16 protein-coding genes are annotated in these 17,698 nt (G+C 35.7%); 7 read left to right on the top strand and 9 right to left on the bottom strand.

Annotated elements, in window-relative coordinates; translation table 11 throughout:
* Positions 1-126: 126 nt before the first annotated feature.
* Together AC13DP_RS00960 and AC13DP_RS00955 are read right to left on the bottom strand one after the other, a co-directional pair.
* Positions 127-699, bottom strand: a complete 573-nt coding sequence (locus tag AC13DP_RS00960) for a Crp/Fnr family transcriptional regulator (RefSeq protein ID WP_347406205.1) — start codon at positions 697-699, stop codon at positions 127-129.
* A 734-nt stretch (positions 700-1,433) separates the two neighbouring features.
* Positions 1,434-2,849 (bottom strand): glycoside hydrolase family 30 protein, encoded by a 1,416-nt coding sequence (locus AC13DP_RS00955; protein ID WP_483067155.1) that lies wholly within the window; start codon positions 2,847-2,849, stop codon positions 1,434-1,436.
* A gap of 348 nt (positions 2,850-3,197) precedes the next feature.
* Here AC13DP_RS00955 and AC13DP_RS00950 point away from each other — a divergent pair, with 348 nt between their 5' ends.
* Together AC13DP_RS00950 and AC13DP_RS00945 are read left to right on the top strand one after the other, a co-directional pair.
* The gene (locus AC13DP_RS00950) at positions 3,198-4,382 is read left to right on the top strand and encodes a pyridoxal phosphate-dependent aminotransferase (protein WP_347407367.1); all 1,185 of its coding nucleotides are present in this window, start codon (positions 3,198-3,200) and stop codon (positions 4,380-4,382) included.
* Positions 4,383-4,385: 3 nt separating this feature from the next.
* Positions 4,386-5,516, top strand: coding sequence for an AEC family transporter (locus tag AC13DP_RS00945; RefSeq protein WP_272958713.1), 1,131 nt, complete (start codon positions 4,386-4,388; stop codon positions 5,514-5,516).
* A gap of 255 nt (positions 5,517-5,771) precedes the next feature.
* Here the strand turns inward: AC13DP_RS00945 and AC13DP_RS00940 are convergent, their stop codons facing one another.
* The 3 genes from AC13DP_RS00940 to AC13DP_RS00930 are packed head-to-tail and all read right to left on the bottom strand — an operon-like array spanning position 5,772 to position 10,438.
* On the bottom strand, positions 5,772-7,631 hold the full coding sequence (locus AC13DP_RS00940) for a T9SS type B sorting domain-containing protein (protein WP_483067154.1): 1,860 nt from the start codon (positions 7,629-7,631) through the stop codon (positions 5,772-5,774).
* 41 nt (positions 7,632-7,672) lie between these two features.
* The gene (locus AC13DP_RS00935; RefSeq protein WP_272958711.1) at positions 7,673-8,188 is read right to left on the bottom strand and encodes a DUF6155 family protein; all 516 of its coding nucleotides are present in this window, start codon (positions 8,186-8,188) and stop codon (positions 7,673-7,675) included.
* A 3-nt stretch (positions 8,189-8,191) separates the two neighbouring features.
* The gene (locus tag AC13DP_RS00930) at positions 8,192-10,438 is read right to left on the bottom strand and encodes an FUSC family protein (RefSeq protein WP_483067153.1); all 2,247 of its coding nucleotides are present in this window, start codon (positions 10,436-10,438) and stop codon (positions 8,192-8,194) included.
* A 201-nt stretch (positions 10,439-10,639) separates the two neighbouring features.
* Between AC13DP_RS00930 and AC13DP_RS00925 the strand changes: the two genes are divergently transcribed.
* Positions 10,640-11,635: an NADP-dependent oxidoreductase gene (locus tag AC13DP_RS00925; RefSeq protein ID WP_347407369.1), complete on the top strand. Its 996-nt coding sequence runs from the start codon at positions 10,640-10,642 to the stop codon at positions 11,633-11,635.
* A 148-nt stretch (positions 11,636-11,783) separates the two neighbouring features.
* On the opposite strand, the gene AC13DP_RS00920 is transcribed toward AC13DP_RS00925, so the two are convergent.
* From AC13DP_RS00920 to AC13DP_RS00905, 4 genes are all read right to left on the bottom strand, one after another.
* Positions 11,784-12,530: an SDR family oxidoreductase gene (locus AC13DP_RS00920; RefSeq protein WP_272958709.1), complete on the bottom strand. Its 747-nt coding sequence runs from the start codon at positions 12,528-12,530 to the stop codon at positions 11,784-11,786.
* A gap of 151 nt (positions 12,531-12,681) precedes the next feature.
* A complete protein-coding gene (locus AC13DP_RS00915; RefSeq protein WP_347407370.1) occupies positions 12,682-13,737 on the bottom strand; it encodes an ArsO family NAD(P)H-dependent flavin-containing monooxygenase in 1,056 nt (351 codons plus the stop codon).
* Positions 13,738-14,067 (bottom strand): ArsR/SmtB family transcription factor, encoded by a 330-nt coding sequence (locus AC13DP_RS00910; protein WP_272958708.1) that lies wholly within the window; start codon positions 14,065-14,067, stop codon positions 13,738-13,740.
* 197 nt (positions 14,068-14,264) lie between these two features.
* Positions 14,265-14,978 (bottom strand): SDR family oxidoreductase, encoded by a 714-nt coding sequence (locus AC13DP_RS00905; protein WP_347407371.1) that lies wholly within the window; start codon positions 14,976-14,978, stop codon positions 14,265-14,267.
* A 211-nt stretch (positions 14,979-15,189) separates the two neighbouring features.
* Between AC13DP_RS00905 and AC13DP_RS00900 the strand changes: the two genes are divergently transcribed.
* From AC13DP_RS00900 to AC13DP_RS00885, 4 genes are all read left to right on the top strand, one after another.
* Positions 15,190-15,582 (top strand): hypothetical protein, encoded by a 393-nt coding sequence (locus AC13DP_RS00900; protein WP_013072034.1) that lies wholly within the window; start codon positions 15,190-15,192, stop codon positions 15,580-15,582.
* Positions 15,583-15,641: 59 nt separating this feature from the next.
* Positions 15,642-16,259, top strand: a complete 618-nt coding sequence (locus AC13DP_RS00895) for a YqaA family protein (protein WP_041578895.1) — start codon at positions 15,642-15,644, stop codon at positions 16,257-16,259.
* A 107-nt stretch (positions 16,260-16,366) separates the two neighbouring features.
* A complete protein-coding gene (locus tag AC13DP_RS00890; RefSeq protein WP_013072032.1) occupies positions 16,367-17,149 on the top strand; it encodes a DUF1206 domain-containing protein in 783 nt (260 codons plus the stop codon).
* Between the two features lie 95 nt (positions 17,150-17,244).
* Positions 17,245-17,403 carry a YqaE/Pmp3 family membrane protein gene (locus AC13DP_RS00885; RefSeq protein WP_083759765.1) on the top strand — a complete coding sequence of 53 codons (159 nt, stop codon included), beginning with the start codon at positions 17,245-17,247 and terminating at the stop codon, positions 17,401-17,403.
* The last annotated feature ends 295 nt before the right edge of the window (positions 17,404-17,698 follow it).

Below are 17,698 nucleotides of genomic sequence, written 5' to 3'. Positions count from 1 at the left end.
TGTTCAGTTTTATAAAGCCTCTCCAATTTTTATATAGCAATTTTTCTCCCTTATGAACAAAATTAATGTATAATACCGTAATAAAGCCTTGATGTATGTTAGCTTGCGTTGTTAAAAATTGTTAAGTTAGATGAGCTCTTTGCGTATTCTACTTAAACTCTCTGGCTTAATTCCTAAATAGTTTGCTATGTGATAATTGGCAATTCTATTTTCGAGTTCAGGAAAATGATCATAAAATTCAAGGTAACGCTCCTTACCACTTTTTTGCAAATTAGACATAATCCTGCTGCGCAATGCAATAAAAGAATTCATCACCTTAATTCTGAAAAAACGCTCAAACTTTGGAATTCTTCGGTATAATTCTTCCTGCGCATCACGATGAATGGCCAGGAGCTCACAATCTTCAAGACATTCTACATTCAACCGGGCTGGAATACCATCTTTTAAAGCTTCGTAATCACTAATCCACCAATCTTCCGTAGCAAATTGTAAATTAGCTTCGTTTTCCTGATCATCACGATAAAAAGCACGTAAACAACCTTTTACCACAAAAAAATTATGATGCACAAACTCTCCACTTTTAATTAAATATTCTTTTTTAGATAATTTCAACGGACTCAAAATGCTTTGAAATTCAGCTTGTTCCGATTCGTTGAGATCGATGATATGAGAAACGTGGTCTAGAATTTTTTGATGCATGAAATACGGAAGTTTTAAAATGCAATAAATAGTCGTTTAAAAATTTTAAATCTTACGCTATAAATAATAAGCAGTTCGATTATTAATGTTGAATGTTGAATGTTGAATTTGGAATGACTTTTCACCGTACAACAACTTTTGAACCTTGAACTTTTTACTCAAAAACAGACTTCTCGATACATCAAATTTTTCCATTGCTTTCCAAAATTTGATACTCGAAGTGACCATTATGGAACTTTTTTGAATTTGGAATGACTTTTAACCGTACAACAACTTTTGAACCTTGAAGTATTTAGCGGCGGCTGAGTGATTGCAACGAAGGAGCAATCGTATCGAAGCCATACTGTTAAAGTGGAGAAACCCTTTATTTGATTGAGATTTCTCGGCTTCATTTCATTGCGCTCGAAATGACAACGGAATTATTTGTGTTTAGAATATAGAAAAGAGAAGCAAGAGTCAGGAACCAGGATTATTAATCTTGAATGTTGAACGTTGAATTTTGAATTTTGAATGACTGTTCATGTACAACAGCTTTTGAACTTTTGAACTTTTGAACTTTTTACTCAAAACAGACTTCTCGATACATCAAATTTTTCCATTGCTTTCCAAAATTTGATACTCGAAGTGACCATTATTGAACTTTTTTGAATTTTGAATGACTGTTCATGTACAACAACTTTTGAACCTTGAACTTTTAAACTTTGAACGACTTTATACTTTATACTGTATACCGCCTATTTTCTAAAAATTAAAGTGGTTAAAGATAAGGCAGGAGCATTAATACCGTCTATAGAAAAATCTGAACTATCTAAGGCTTTACAATCTTCATTTTTACTGGTTCTAAACACTTCCGCTAAAGAATAGGTCCCTATATTGTCAAATTTAAGTTTAAAGTTTTTATTCTTAGAGGTCGTTGTATTTAACAGGATACTTACTACTTCATCCCCATTAGGGCTTATGGCAGCGAGCACATGATCATGATTAGTTTCAATAATCCGGAAACCCTGCTTTATAAACCTGGTAACCTGCATTCGTACGTATAGATTTTTTACAATTTCAAATTCTTCAGTATCAAAATCGGCTTTCATCTGGCACCAGGTTGCATTATTTTCCTCCATAAGTTGCCAGTCGAGCCAGGCGTCCGGTTTCATTATTTTAAGGTCGTAAAACATTTTCTGTACCAGATTAAGGTTATTTTCGAGTGCGCTTTTATAATTACCACCAGACGGTCCGGTTTCAGATTGCCAAAATGGCTTTTGTAAACTATCCATCCATTTCTTTACCGCTAAGCGTTGCTTATTATTTCCAGAATAGGTATGAGTATTTATCTGGCCAATCCAGTCAAACACTTCTCCGTAATCTCTATAGGTATTTAAAACTTTTAAAGTGGCTTCCAAATTGGTTTCATCTGGCGCGGCAATTATTGTTTTAAGTCCGGTTTTACTTAATTTCGGATATAATATTTTTAGCAGTTCGATCTGACTCTCCGCATCAAAATGACATCCTTCCTGACTTCCCTTATAATACCAGTAAGACGAGGTAGATTCGTTAAAAGGTTCCAGCGTTTTAAAATCTACATCATATACAGACTTATAATGCTGCACAACTTCTAACAGATAATCTGTAAAAGCATCATATTGTGATGGCGCAAGGTTATCTTTATTTGCTTTAAAAAAACCTGCCGAACATTTACTTTTTGTCATCCAGTACGGTGGCGAATTGGAAAAAGCTTCAAATACCGCGTCTGGGCGGGATGCTTTTATTTTAAGCAGAATTTTACGCTGCCCTTCATCGGCATCCCAATCATAGTCTTCATTGGGTCCTTTTTTATAACCTTCCATTTCTGCCCTCGTACCTTTTCCTTCGGCCATGTGCCCCCCTGCATGTGCAGGATCATCTCCCCCACCAATATTAAATCTGAAAATATTCATATTCAACATCTCTGGAGAAGTTATAATACTTACAATACTGTCTATCTTTTTTTCATTCCATGATCCTACTTCACTAGCCCACCAGCATAACGAACTCCCCCAGCCTGCTATAGTCTGATACTTGTTTTGGGTGTTAATATGGACTTCTATTGGAGTTTGTGCAAAAGTTACTGCACTAAAAGCAATTAATAAAAGGCTAAGAATAGATTTATATGACATTTTTATATGCTGGGATGAAAGGCTAAAAATAAAAATTAATTTATAAACGTAAATAATACAATTATAAATTTTTAAAATTATACCATTTTTTAACAAATCTGTAATCATATTTAATTGATCATTTCCCTGATTTCTTTCCTAGTAGTTTAATTGGTAGAATTGCTAAAAATTCTTGAACTTATACAGATAGTCAGAAGTCGTAATTATACAGTAATTGGAGTTATCTTAAAAAAAGATTAAATATTTAGAGAATTATAATTTCATCACCCTCATTTTTAATATTTTACGATTGCTTAATATTCTGTTAATCTTTATTTTTAAATCATAACGCAAACACCAAATATTATTATGAGTTTAAATAGAAGAGAGTGGCTAAAAAGGGGAGTTTTGGCGATGGGAGCTGTTGCGGTAGCCCCCTCAGATTTATGGGCAAAATCGGTTGCTGAAGCACAGTCAAAAAACAATAAGTTTTTATTTAATTACAGTAATTCATTTGATGAATATACTCCTCCTAAATTTCCTGATTTAAAAACAGTGAAGGCGAGATTGGTTTGGAATGAAAATCCTCATGGTCCTTCAAAAATGGCTGCAGAAGCTTTTCAAAAAGCGGTTATGGAGGGGAATCACTATTCCTGGGGTTCTCTGGGAGAATTAGTGAGTCAAATTTCGGAATACGAGGGCGTGGAACCTTATAATGTTATGATGGGACCAGGATCCTCTGATTTACTCGAAAAAACGGCACTGGTAAAATTTCAGCATGGCGGAAATGTTATTAGCGGTGATCCAAGCTACATGTCTTTAGTAAGCGTGGCAAAAGCTGCCGGCGGAAATTGGAAAGCTGTAAAATTAACCGATGATTACCAGCATGATTTAAAAGCGATGGAAGAAGCCATAGACAAAGACACTAAGCTTGTTTACATTACCAACCCTAACAATCCTACGGCTACGATGACCGATACTGAGAATCTTAAAGATTTTTGTAAGCGTGTTTCTAAAAAAGTGCCTGTATTTATTGATGAAGCTTATATCGAACTTTCACCAGAAGGAATGAATGCCAGTATGGCTCCTCTTGTTGCTGAAGGTTATGATATTTACGTTGCCAGAACATTTTCTAAAATTCATGGGATGGCCGGTTTAAGAGTAGGATACATGTTAGGGAATAAAAAATCACTTGAAGAAATCAACGATATTACGCGTGGCGGAATGGGAATTACAGGACCTAGTATCGCAGCGGCTTCTGCAAGCATGAAAGATGAAGCTTATTTAAAAGATTGTAAAGCAAAGATTGAAGAAGCCAGAAACTATACCACTAGCTATCTTGAAAGCCGCGGAATGGATTTTATGCCCTCGAATACCAACTTTGTGATTTTTCCAATAGCCATGGATGGAGATAAATTCCTGGAAAAAATATATGAAAAGAAAGTCGTAGTTCGCGCTTTTAAATTTTGGGATCAGGACTGGTGCCGTGTTAGTATGGGCACGATGAAAGAAATGAAGTATTTTACTGATGCAATTGACGAAATTCTGGTCTAATCTATGGATGTAAGCCTACAAAAAACGATAACTTTTATTCTTTTTATTGGGATAGGATTACTTTTAAAAATTAAGTTTAGTACTAAAGCTGAGGTTGTTGGGATTAAAAAAATAATCCTTAATCTCGCATTACCGGCAACTATTTTTATCGCATTACTGGGAATAAAAGTAGAGGCCGATTTGCTATTGCTGCCACTATTGGCTTTATTACTAAATGCGCTATTATTCTTTGTGTTCCCTTTAGTATTGCCCATATTAGGAATAAAAAAAAACAGTTCTAATTACCGTACCGCTAAAATGCTTATCCCCTCTTTGGCACCCGGACTTTCCTGTTTTCCATTTGTGCTGGAATATCTGGGAGATTCATATTTAGCGAAAGCAGCAATGGCCGATCTTGGAAATAAAGTTTTTGTATTAATGATCCTGTATGTTATCGCTATGAACTGGCATTATAAGATACAGCAGAAAAAAGCCCAATCAGGCAAAGCAAAGCTTAAATCTTTAGGGATCGCAATGATTTCTGAACCGGTAAATGTTTTTATAGCTGCTGCTTTAATATTTGTTGGCTTCGGGATTAATATGGAATCACTTCCATTTTTCGCTAGTGAAACTTTAAGTAGATTAAGCTTATTAATGACGCCATTAGTACTTTTATATATAGGTTTAGCGGTAAATATTAAAAAAAATCAGTTAGTGCAGATCTTAGGGATATTAATGCTTAGAGCAGGCTTTGTTATTATAATCACCGGTTTACTATTATTGGTTACCGGGATTTCCCTGCAAAAAGACATTCTATTGATGTTGGCTTTTAGCTTAAGTGCCTGCAGTTTTTGGCCTTTCGCCCATATCTCGGCAGTAGATGCGGCCGAAGCTGATGAAACGAAAAAAACCTTTAATCCCAATTATGCTATAAGCATTTTAGCTTTGTCATTTCCATTATCCACTATACTAATTCTTGGGATTTTATCCAGTGGAAATATCTTTACTCAACCTACAAGCATTTTTATGTTAGGAGGAGTTTTAAGTATAGTCGGTTTCGGTTTACCATTCTTTTTTTACAAGAAATCGAAGACAGCAGAAAAAGAAGAAATTATCAATAAAAATATGGAGATTTCAACTGGGGAAACCTCGTAAAATTTAACCAACCAATCTATATGAAGAAAAAGACAGTCCTATTTTAGGCTGTCTTTTTTGATATTTCACTTTTCCAAGAAGGTTACTAAAGATTACTTTGGTTAGCTGAACTTATCAGTTGCCCTAAAAAATAAGCTTATACATACCTATCGGAATGGAATTCAATTTTTAGAAATAAGTATAAATACATCCCATTTCAGTAATCATTAGAAAACAAAGGATTAAAATAAATTTTAGAAAAGACGATAATATATGTTATCTAAGTAAAGAAAAATGGCCTTTTATTTCTTTAAATTCGGCTATTCTAATCCTGTACCAGTATTCACCTTCTGGTAATTGCTGGCCGTTAAAACTTCCATCCCATTTAAACCCTGCACCACTGCCCGTAGTGATTAAGGTTCCGTACCTATCAAAAATAGCAATTACAGAGGCCGAAAAATAGTCAACGCCATTTAAATTAAAATTATCATTATAGCCGTCCCCATTTGGAGTGATCACTTTTGGTATTACAATATGAGGAAATTCTAAATTTACAATTTTACAATTAGCTAAATCCCGCATAAATGCTGTATAAATGCCTCCATCAATATTTTGAAATATATTGGATCGCTGGTAATTGATCCCGTCTAGACTATATTCAAATTCCCCTTCATTTTGCGGAATGATCCTAACCGACCGATCATCTGAAGTTACTTCGGCGATCTGGGCATCATCAACCAGGCGTACTTCAAAAGTTTTGGTACTGGAACAGGATTCAGGAGTAATCACTTCAACACTATAAATTCCAGGGGCATCAATAACTATCTGAGCGGTTGTTTCGCCAGTACTCCAATTGTAGGCAAGATTAGGAAGTTTAGCCTCTAAAATTAAAGTGCCCTCGGGACAAATTTGCAACATTTCATCTGCTACAACCGGAGACTCGTTAATCGTTAACCTTACTGCCGTACGTTGACTCACTTCGCAATCATAGTCTTCATAAAAAGCTTCCGCATAATAAGTACCTTCCCTTTCGGATTGAAATGAGGTTCCTTCCGCTATTCTATTTCCACCTGTTTCGGCATCATACCATGCGATTTGCTGTTCGCCGGTTGCGCGAACCGATAATGTGGCCGCCCCCAGATTATCGCACCAGTCTACATCACCAGCAGAGACCGGTGCTGTAGGACTTTCTATAAACAGAATACTAAATTCCTCTGAAGCCGAGCTACAGTACACATTAGACAAATTTACCGGATCTTCAGCTACTTTTACCCGGTAGTATGTCGTCTTGGTTATATTGGAAGCGCTGTATAGGCGATTTGTTGCTCCTGGAATATCTGCAAATTCTTCACCTTCTAAGCGTGATTGCCACTGGTAAAAATGATCCTGGTACACCGAGTTATCGGGAGTTGCGGTTAAGGTATAGTTGCCGGGAGAGTTTTCTTCACAAAGTCCAATTGCTGTAGTTTCGGTATCCGGACTTTCAATAATTGTTAAATCTCCACAAGACCTAAAGATAATATCATCTATAGCCAAATCATTCCCACATCCCCCTTCTCCATTATTATAAATCTTAAGGATCACCTTTTCCTGTCCGGGTTCTGTTTGAAAAGTCAGGCCATATAGATCCCATTGCGGACTGGTAGTTGAAGGAATGTTTCCTGTATCACCGCTATTAATTAGTTCTGTATTGGTTTCATCCCAAATTTCAAATCGTACATTAATAGGTATACCTCCGTTTTCACAAATATTGCTGGCGCGATCGTACACATTCATTAAGAATGCAGAAAATTCGTAGGTCGTATTCTCACATAAATTCGGAATGTCGATTTCAAAAAACAATCCTGCTTCGTAGCTGGCATTTACAATCATCGCATTTCCATTAGATACCGTTGTTTGCGGAAAATAGTTATGCCAGGAATCGCTTTGTATATCTAAATTTGAAGAGACGGTATAAGAACCGTCCTGCGGACTTTGCGCTACCAAATTATAAGTGGTGTATTGCTGAAATGAAGCTCCTGAATTGGAAAAATCAAACTGAAATATAGGATCTCCTTTACTTCCTCCGCAAAACCCTAATTGGGCCTTAGCGGGAATAGCAAAACTTAAAAACAAAAAAATGATGAATAGCCTCATACTAAATCGATAAAGCTAAAAGTAGTATTTAGTTTTTAAAGTTAGTCGAATTGAGAAGATAATTTTAAAAATAAATATGAATTTGGCCAATCCTGACTTTCAGATTGTAAGGCTATTTTTACTATCCGGTCTTCAAACTCATTTATGATCCCATTTTGTAAAATATATTTCACCGCTTCTTCATAAGATTTATACATCGATTTGTAGAAGGCCTCTTTGATATTGGAACGATCTTCGGAAAAGGTCTGGGCAATTTCGATATTATACAACATCAAATCTGCCGTCTTTATAGGGTCTACACCTAGTTTTTTAAAATGTTTAATAAACTTTTGCGCTACAGAACGTCTGGCTTTGGGGCGCTTTCTCCTATTTTCGGGAAAATATTCCTTACTGATCTTCACCTTCGCGTTTTCAATAAGTTTTCTTTCATTAGGATTAAAAACAAAATTATAGAATACTTTTACTTCATCTAAGCGTTCGTATAGATCGATAATTTGCTCTTCCAGGTCTTCTTTATCAAGTTCTTTCAGGTATTTTTTAAGGGCTCGTTTACTCATTGTTTAGATTGAAGTGGTTTTAAAAACCGTTTTTCTGATGTTTTTAGAAATATCCAGTAACCACTGTAATTGATTAGTAATTAATTGTGCCTCCTGAAGTTGAAGACGCATATCATGATCTGCAAGTGCTTTCCCGTCAGCAATTTCCTGGTTTCTAATTTTCACTAATTCTTCATATTTCTCATCCAACCGCGATTTTGCTTCTTTCAGCAATTCTACATTGGTTTTCTTTTGCTCGGCCTGAGCAATTAGACCTTGTTCTGCATTATTTAAACTATGCAAGATCTGCTTTACGAATACTTCAAAATCTTTAGAAGCCTCTGTTGTATTATGGTTTCGTATATACGTTCCCATCGATGCCAAGGCAGATAAGAAGGTTTGATTTAAACTTACCAAGCGATAAATTAAGCCAAGATCTTTTTGTTTGGATTTAGGTTCCTGTGTCATCCGTTGAAAAGCTGCACTAAGATTTCCCATCTCGAGAAAAGCTTTTTTTCTCGAGAGCTTATAACTTGTAGGCAGCTCCCCTTTTTTATGATAAAACCTATCGATTTCCAAAAAATAATCACGATTGGCAGCAATACTGGTCGCGATAACATTCTTAATATTTTCAGCTTCCCAGGCCGGCCATAAAAAAAGATTCCCCAAACCTGCTAATGCAGCTCCCACAAAAGTGTCTATGATCCTAAATTCTATCACCTTAATGACATCTGGTTTTAGCAGTGCGTAGATAAAAATGATACTCAAGGTAATAAAAACTGCAGCAGTCCTGTAATTTCTTTGAATGAGTGAGAATGCCATAGTTAAAGATAATAAACCTAAAGCACCGTATATATACGTATTTTGAGTAATAAAAACAATGATAATTGCAATCACTCCGCCTATCAAGGTTCCAATAATCCGTTCTTTGGTACGTGATTTTGTGAGTCCGTAATTGGGTCGCATAATCACTACAATGGTCAATAGTATCCAGTACGCATTTTGTATAGAAAAGAATGCACCTATAGAAAAGCCTACTAAAACCACCATGGCCAGTCGTAAAGCATGTCTAAAAATAGGAGAACCGAAATTGAAATTTTCCTGTAGGGTTTTAAAGGAGTATTCTTGCGGTGTTATAAACTTAACCACTTCTTTATGCTTCATAAAAATGGCATTTCCCTGCTTAAGATCATTAACCACTCCAAAAATAGTATTAATCTTATGGGATTGCCTTTCCTGATAATCAAAGAGGTTATGTAACATTAAAACATGCTCTCTTTTTTGGGTAAGATCAATTTGATCGCGATAGCGCTTTACGGCCAAGCGAGATTTTTCAATATATTCGGAAATTTTATTTTCAGGCACTGCTTTTTTACTTTCAATAGATTTTGATACCGCTATAAGCTGAAGTCCCAGGTAATGAGTAACATCACTAAAAATCTTTAAAAATTCCCTATCCTCTTTAAACAGAAAATCCATTCGCTTGTAATTCACTGGATTTGCCATTCCCAATTCAAGAATGTCTACAAGTTCTATAAAAACCAATAAACGCTTGCGTGCATAATTAGAAGTTCCTGATAGTTTTCTTGAACTTATTAAGACCTCCCGTAAACTCTCATGTTTTTGGTTAAGTTCGTTTTGCAGATCAAAAAGTTCTTGTTGTAAATCATGTCTTTTTTCAATATTAAGAATCAGCTGAGAACGTACCTGTAAATACTCCCCAGTAAGTGCTAGACACTGTGCCAGTAGTTGTTCGGTTTCATGTTTGGGATTTATAAAATGCCATAATAAACTTAGTGATAAATACCACAGACCTCCAGCCGAAATTAACAGGGAATGTTGCCAAAGCGGCATTGAGGTATCTACATTGGCAAAACTAAGCACAACCGCCATTAGTCCGGCAAAGGCAACCATTGAGGCTCTAAACCCGTATACTGCAAGGTAGGAAATCGCAAAAACCGTAATTCCTACTACTGGTATCGTAAAATAAATATTGCTGGAAGCGTATCCTATTATAAGTGAAGTTAACCCCGCCAAAAAAGCTGCGCTAATAACCCCTACAATTTTATGCTTTAATGTGCCAATAGTATCACTTGGTGCCGTAAGCAAACATCCCACGGCTAATGGTACCCCTATTTTCGATAATCCAAGGGCATTAAAAATTCCGATTGCAGATCCAATACTAATCGTTAAGATTAAAGCTTTAGTAAAATCTGTGCTGCGTAAAAACTTTAAAATGGAATCCAATAACTCAGAAAGTTGTTTTATCAATGCGCCTGTTTTAGGTGATTAGTTTGTAAAAATACAAAGTTACCAAATTAACTTTTCTAAATGTTAAATAGAAACTAAAGCCTGCATGTTTTCAATACTGGGTTTCTTCAATCTTCGTTGCAGTTAAGCATTAAGGATAAATTATGACTTGGTTTTTGGTGGTCGTTTGAGATTGCTTTAATTTCAAAAAAAATTGATATTATGAATAAGGTTATCACATTAAAAGAACGTCCTTCCGGCAAACCGGAGGAGAAAAATTTTGAGTTTAAAAAAGAGGAAAAACCATCACTTGAAGACGGTGAAATTTTATTAGAATCTAAATATATCTCTGTAGATCCTTATCTAAGGGGTAGAATGCGCGATGAAGATTCATACATAACGCCATTTAAGTTAAACGAGCCATTGTCTTCTATGGTGGTTGCTAAAATAGTGGAATCTAAAAATGATGAATTTCAGGAAGGAGATCATGTAAGCGGTATGCTACAATGGAAACAATTTCAGAAACATACCGGCGAAGATTTAAATAAAATTACGAACAAAAAAGTGCCACTTTCGGCCTATCTAGGTATTCTTGGACTTACCGGTTTAACGGCTTACCTGGCCTTAAAAAATATTGGGAAATTAAAAGAAGGGGAAACTTTACTGGTTTCTGGAGCGGCAGGTGCCGTTGGCAGTGTTGTGGGACAGATTGGAAAAATTAAAGGTTGCCGCGTGGTGGGAATCGCGGGCACCGATGAAAAAATAGACCATATAAAATCTGATTTTGGTTTTGATGCGGGTATCAATTACAAAACCACTGGAGATATGGCTAAAGCTATTAAAGAACATTGTCCCGATGGTGTAGATGTTTATTTTGATAATGTTGGAGGAGAAATCTTAGATGCAGCGATGCAAAACATTAATGATTTTGCCAGAATCATTAATTGCGGAGCCATTTCTATATACAATAAAGAGGAAGTTCCAAAAGGAATGCGTTTAGAAGGTATTATGGTAAAAAAACGTGCATTAATGCAGGGATTCATTGTAAGGGATCATGCTGATGAATTTCAGGAAGCCATTAAACAATTAGGAAGCTGGTTGGCAGATGACAAGCTGAAGTTTGATGAAACCAGGCGAGAAGGATTTGAAAATGTACCAAAAGCTTTTATCGAAATTTTTGAGGGAAAAAATACCGGTAAAATGCTGGTAGAAGTTTAAAATAATCTGATATCAACATAAAAAAGGCTCCGATATATTATCGGAGCCTTTTTGTTTTTCTCTATAATCGAGATTAAATATTCAAAAACTTACTTCAATATAAAAAGTAAGTTGAGACCTCTTGGGCTTGTGAGGTCTTTTACTATCGTTATTGTTGCTGCTGCGTTGGCATCACATACACTTCATTGATATTAGCCCTGCCCGGTTGTGAAAGTGCGTAATAAATAGCTTCAGCGATATCTTCCGATTCTAAAGGCGTTAATTCCTGTAAACTGGAAACAAAATCTTTTTTAATTTCTTCATCGGTAATGGTATCAGTTAATTCGGTATCCACAGCGCCAGGTTCAATAGAAGTTGCTTTAATACCGAAGTTTGGTGCTAATTCCATTCTTAGGCCTTCCGTAAACATTTTTACTGCTGCTTTTGTTGCACAATAAACAGCACCACCGGGATATATTTTATTTCCGGCAGAAGATGAAATATTTATAATATGTCCGGATTTTTGGTTTTTCATCGTCGGTAAAACAGCGGCTACACCGTTTAATACGCCTTTAATATTTACATCTACCATGGTATTCCACTCATCGGTATGTAAATTCTTAACGTAAGAAAGCGGCATTAGTCCTGCATTATTGACAAGCGCATCAATACTCCCGAATTTACTTTTGGTTTCACTTACTATTTTTTCAAAATCTTCTTTTTTAGTAACATCTGCAGTTACCACCAGTGCTTTACCACCCTCTTTTTCGATCGCTTCTTTTAATGATTTTAATCGATCTTCCCTTCTGGCTGAAATCACCACATTAGCACCTTCTTTTGCTAATTTTTTTGCAGTAGCTTCCCCTATTCCACTGGAAGCTCCGGTAATGATCACTGTTTTTCCTTCAATTTTCATAATAATTTTTTTTGTTCATGCTGAATATAAGCACAACTATACTTTAACCCAAAATTGTGTTTTAGATTTAGCGCACATTTAACGCTGCCTGACTATTCTTGTTAAGAATTTAAATGTTGTTGAAGATGTTGCGCTTTACTACAGGGTAAAACTATTTAGAAACCTCCAGATATGCTTTAATTTCGGTCACTGTTTTTCTGGCCGAGCGGCCAACCCCAATTAAAGTTGCCGAGGCGAACCCCGTCCATTGTCCAAAACCTACAAGCCACAAGCCATCGCCATATAAAGCTGCTGTGCCTTTCGTAGCTATTTTTCCGTTTTGCTGAATTTCAGTAATATTTTTCAGATAATCTGTAGCATAGCCAAAACCTGTACACCATAATATGATATCAAAATCTTCCCTTTCTCCATTTTGCCATTGTACGCCAGTTTCGGTAAGCTTTTCAATATTTTTGAAATCTTTATAAACTCCGCGATCTCTTGCCTCTTTCACCTGTGGAACCATAACAATACTACCGATGTTGTAGTTTTGTGGTTTAAACTCTTTGCCCTCCTTTTTGGATTTATATTTTGCTGAAGCCTGGTCAAATAAATCTTTACCATCTACATCATCAGGTAAAAATTCGGGAGTATTTTTAACCGCCCATTTCGTTTCAGTCTCTTTTGAAAGTTGTGCCAGTATCTGAGCTCCGCTATTCCCCTCACCTACGACCAAAACTTTTTTATTGATAAAATCTTCTGCTTTACGATACTTCGAAGAATGGAGTTGTTTTCCCTTAAATTTTTTTATTCCGGTGACTTCAGGAATTAGTGGTTTGGATTGTTTACCGGTAGCTGCAATGATAACTTTAGATTTGAAGTTTTCCTTGGTACTTTTCAGAAGGTATACTCCGTTTTCTTTTTCAATATTAGTGATTTTAACACCTCTTTTTATCGGTAAATCGTAACGCTTTTCATATTGGCATAAATACGCTATTGTTTCTTCTTTAGTAGGATATTCGTTTTTGGTCTTTGGCATTAGCCAACCCGGTAAAGAACTATGCTGAGCCGCAGAGAACAAGTCTAAATGCTCCCAGTTTTGTCCCCAGGAACCACCACAATTTTTATTAGCATCTAAAATGATATAGTCCAGCGAAGTTCGTCTTAAATAATAGGCGCAGGCAAGTGCACTTTGACCTCCACCAACAATAACAACATCATAAATCATCTAACAACACTCCTTTCCGATGATATCCTGCTGAAAAAAGCTAACAAGTACATCACGAATTTCACCCCATTTTTTTTCGTTTATGCAATAACAAACACGAGTTCCTTCAATATCTCCTTTGATAATACCAATATTTTTTAATTCCCGAAGGTGCTGTGAAATAGTGGGCTGGGCCAGGCCAATCTCCATCACCAGATCCCCGCAAATACAGCTTTTGGATTTGATGATTTGCTGCAGTATAGCAATTCTAGCCGGATGCCCCAAGACTTTGGCAATCGTGGCAATTTGATTCTGACTTTCACTAAAAATTTCTGATTTTGTAACTCCCATAGCCTGTTTTTATTAACACCAAAAGATATGATATCACGATCGAGCTCTTAGTGATACTTTAATATTGTGAAAAAATCTTTCTATTCCTACCTCTTAGAGTTGCCCTAAAAATTATTAATTGCAATATTACGATAATATTAGCAGTAAAAAAAGCTGCCGTAAAAAGCAGCTTTTTTTACAAAATTTAAATCTGACGATTATTTTTTTGGTGGTTGAGATGGTCTTACCTCTATTTTACTTGGTAAAGTTCGGGGATTCATTTTCATTAAATTCACTACCAGTTCGCCAATATCTTCTTTCTGTATTTTCCAGGCGTCTTCATCACTTGGCGTGTGTCCGTTAAAATGCGTGGCCACAGATCCAGGCATAATCGTACTCACTTTTATCCCTTTTTGTCTTAAATCTAACATTACTGCCTGAGAAAAACCGGTTAAACCAAATTTACTGGCGTTATATGCTGCACCACCAGCAAAGTAATTGGTTCCTGCCAGACTTGAAATCGTAACGATATAACCTTCGGTTTTTACTAATTCGCTTAAAGTAGATTTCACGCTATAGAATACCCCGGTAAGGTTGGTTTCGATCGTAGCATTCCATTCTTCGGGAGTCATATCTTCTATAGAATTAAATTTTCCTACTCCGGCATTAGCCACTAAAAGATCTATTTTCCCGAATTTATCTACGGCAGACTGTACTGCTTTTTGCTGACTTTCATAATCTCTAACATCAGCTTCTAAACCAATAATTTCTCCTTTACTTTCTAATTCTTTTGCAGCTTCACGGGCGGCTTCCAAAGAACGGCTGGTAATTGCTACCTTAAAGCCCTGGTTTAACAGTGCTTCTGCAACTCCATAGCCAATACCTTTACTCCCGCCAGTAATAAATGCCACTTTTCCTTTTAAATTATTCATAACTAATTTCTTGATTTTTTATTTGAAATTTGCTTTAGAATTAAAGCTAATAAAGAAGCTATGGCGTTTAAAATTATAATTGGTAATTAATTGTTAATTTTAAATCTAAAACCTTTATTAATTTTGGTGTTAAATAGTTTCAGAACTAGCATAAAAAAGTATTTTTGCAAAAACTTGATTTCTTACTACTACAAATAAATACACTGATAATTTGAAACCTTTAGAAAACATAAAAGCTCAGAAGCTGCTTAATAAGATTCAGCGAGATTTGATGCGAAACGGAATTATTACCAATACGCTGATCGACGACTTAAAAGAACTTAGAAATTATGTGGTTGAAGAAGGACAGCCACTACTTGCCAAAGTGATTCGATTAACTTTCGAGCATGTAGAAGAGTATCAGTCATTTAACATTGCCATTCCTGAAGACGATCCTATCGAAGATGATGAGGAAAATCAGGAAGTTCGCGTGGAAGATGAAGTAACCGGGCAGGAAAGCCTTGCTTACCTTTTATCTTTGATGGAAGATCATACCAATAGGGTAAATGAGATTGAGTTGCGCGACTATATACAGGCATTTACAGAATACGCTGAAGAGAATTAAAAAACTTCTTTGCCTGTTTACATCTGTATTAACCAGATCAATTTCTTAAAAGATAGCTGATGAAGAAAGATGCGAAGTCTAGGAAAAAATCAAGACTGCGCTTAATGCACCAATACTACAAGTATACCGGTTTTTATAGTTTTGTTTGGAAAAGTATCAAAAAAGCTATTTTACCCATTATATTATTTGTTGGTGCTTTATTTGCTTTAGATCGTTTTGTCATTGATATAGAAGATACTTTGGTGATGGTAACCCAAACCTACTCACCTATCGTCATCCTAAGCATCTTTTTTGCCAGCGAATCACTATTAGGATTAATTCCGCCTGAATTGTTTATCGCCTGGGCAGGCAAATCTGTTAGCCCCATTTTATATTTATCTTTTTTAGCAGTGGCTTCTTATGTTGGAGGAATTGTTTCTTATTATATCGGCCGGGGTATTACTAAAATACCAAGCGTTCACGAGGCTATGGAATTAAAATTAGCACAGCATATTAAAAATACCCGAAAATGGGGTGGATTTTTAATTATCGTGGGAGCTTTATTGCCTATTCCTTTTTCTATCACAAGTATTGCTGCAGGGATTATTAACTTTCCATTTAGCAGTTACTTAATGTTTGGCTTGCTACGATTTGTTCGTTTTTATCTATATGCCCTTGTAATTTTCGAAATGGTTTAACGCTTTATAACATTTTGAAGCATAAGGAGGTAAACTTGTGCTAAAAATTTGGAACAACATTTTTTATTAGAGTACATTTAGAATTACCAACTAAAAAAACAATCTAAATGAACTCAAAATTAAAGAAAATTGCACGTACGGGATATGTGGCAAAAGGATCGGTTTATGCTATAACAGGTATACTTACTTTCTTAGCCGCTTTTAATATGGGCGGACAAAAAGCCGGAAAATTTCAGGCTCTAGAATTTCTGGAAAAACAATCTTTTGGAAACGCGATATTAATCGTAATGGGTATTGGTCTTTTATGCTATGTTATATGGAGGGCCATACAGGTATTTCAAGATCCTGAAAATATCGGCAGCGATAAAAAAGGAAAAGTGAAGAGAGCGGCCTTTGGGGTAAGTGCTTTGATTTATCTGGCTTTGGCCGTTTCTGCATTTATGAAAGTAATAAATGCCGGAGGAAGTTCCGGAAGTGGCAGCCAAAGTCCTGGTTTTATGACCGGCCAGGTTGGAGTCTTTATATTTGCAGCTATCGGGATTGCAGTTATTGGAGCCGGAATCAACCAGATTAAAAAAGCTTATACGAAAAGCTTTCTTTCCAAATTTGATTACAAGTCAATTTCAGAAGAAAAAAGAAGGAAAACCATTAAAAATACCGGTTTAATGGGGCTTATTGCACGTGGGGTGATTTTCTTTATTTTAGGTTACTTTTTTATAAGGGCAGCTATAGAATCCAATACTTCGGAAATTAAAAGTACTACCGATGCTTTTTCCTTTCTTCAGGACTCTTCCTATGGTCAATACTTATTAGGAGCGGTGGCAGCCGGATTGGTGTGTTATGGTATTTATATGTTTATGATGGCTAAGTATCGTAAATTTAAAGCTTAAGTTAAAGTGAGTTAAACTAAAACTAATTGTTTCAATAACTTAATCACATAGCATTACATTAGTTGAAAATTAATAACTAACCAAAAAATTAAACGATGTCTATTTTAACAATCATTCTGAATATTCTTTTACCACCTCTTGCAGTGTATATGAAACACGGTGTGGGCACTACTTTACTTATCAGTATTGTTTTAACCATTATTGGTTGGATACCTGGTGTAATTCATGCCTTTTTAGTGAATGGTACGAGATAATTATTGAAAATAATTATAAACAAAAAACCGGCTTAAAGCCAGTCATGGTCGGAAGATTATTCTTCCGACTTTTTTGTTATAAAGACTTTTTTCTTAATTATAATACCGAAGGAAATATATGAATAACCTACTGGTTATCAGACAAATAACTTGTTTTTATTCTTTGTTTTTTGTATCTTTAATATTGATAATCAGTCTTATATGTCAGTTTTTAAAGATCATAAGGTAACTGTAAATGAGTTACTTCAAGTTATACCTGAAGCCCTGTTATCCCAACTAGCTACCCAGACGAAAG

This window comes from Zunongwangia sp. L-65 (assembly GCF_056859415.1).
This window is presented reverse-complemented; position numbering and strand designations above follow the sequence as displayed.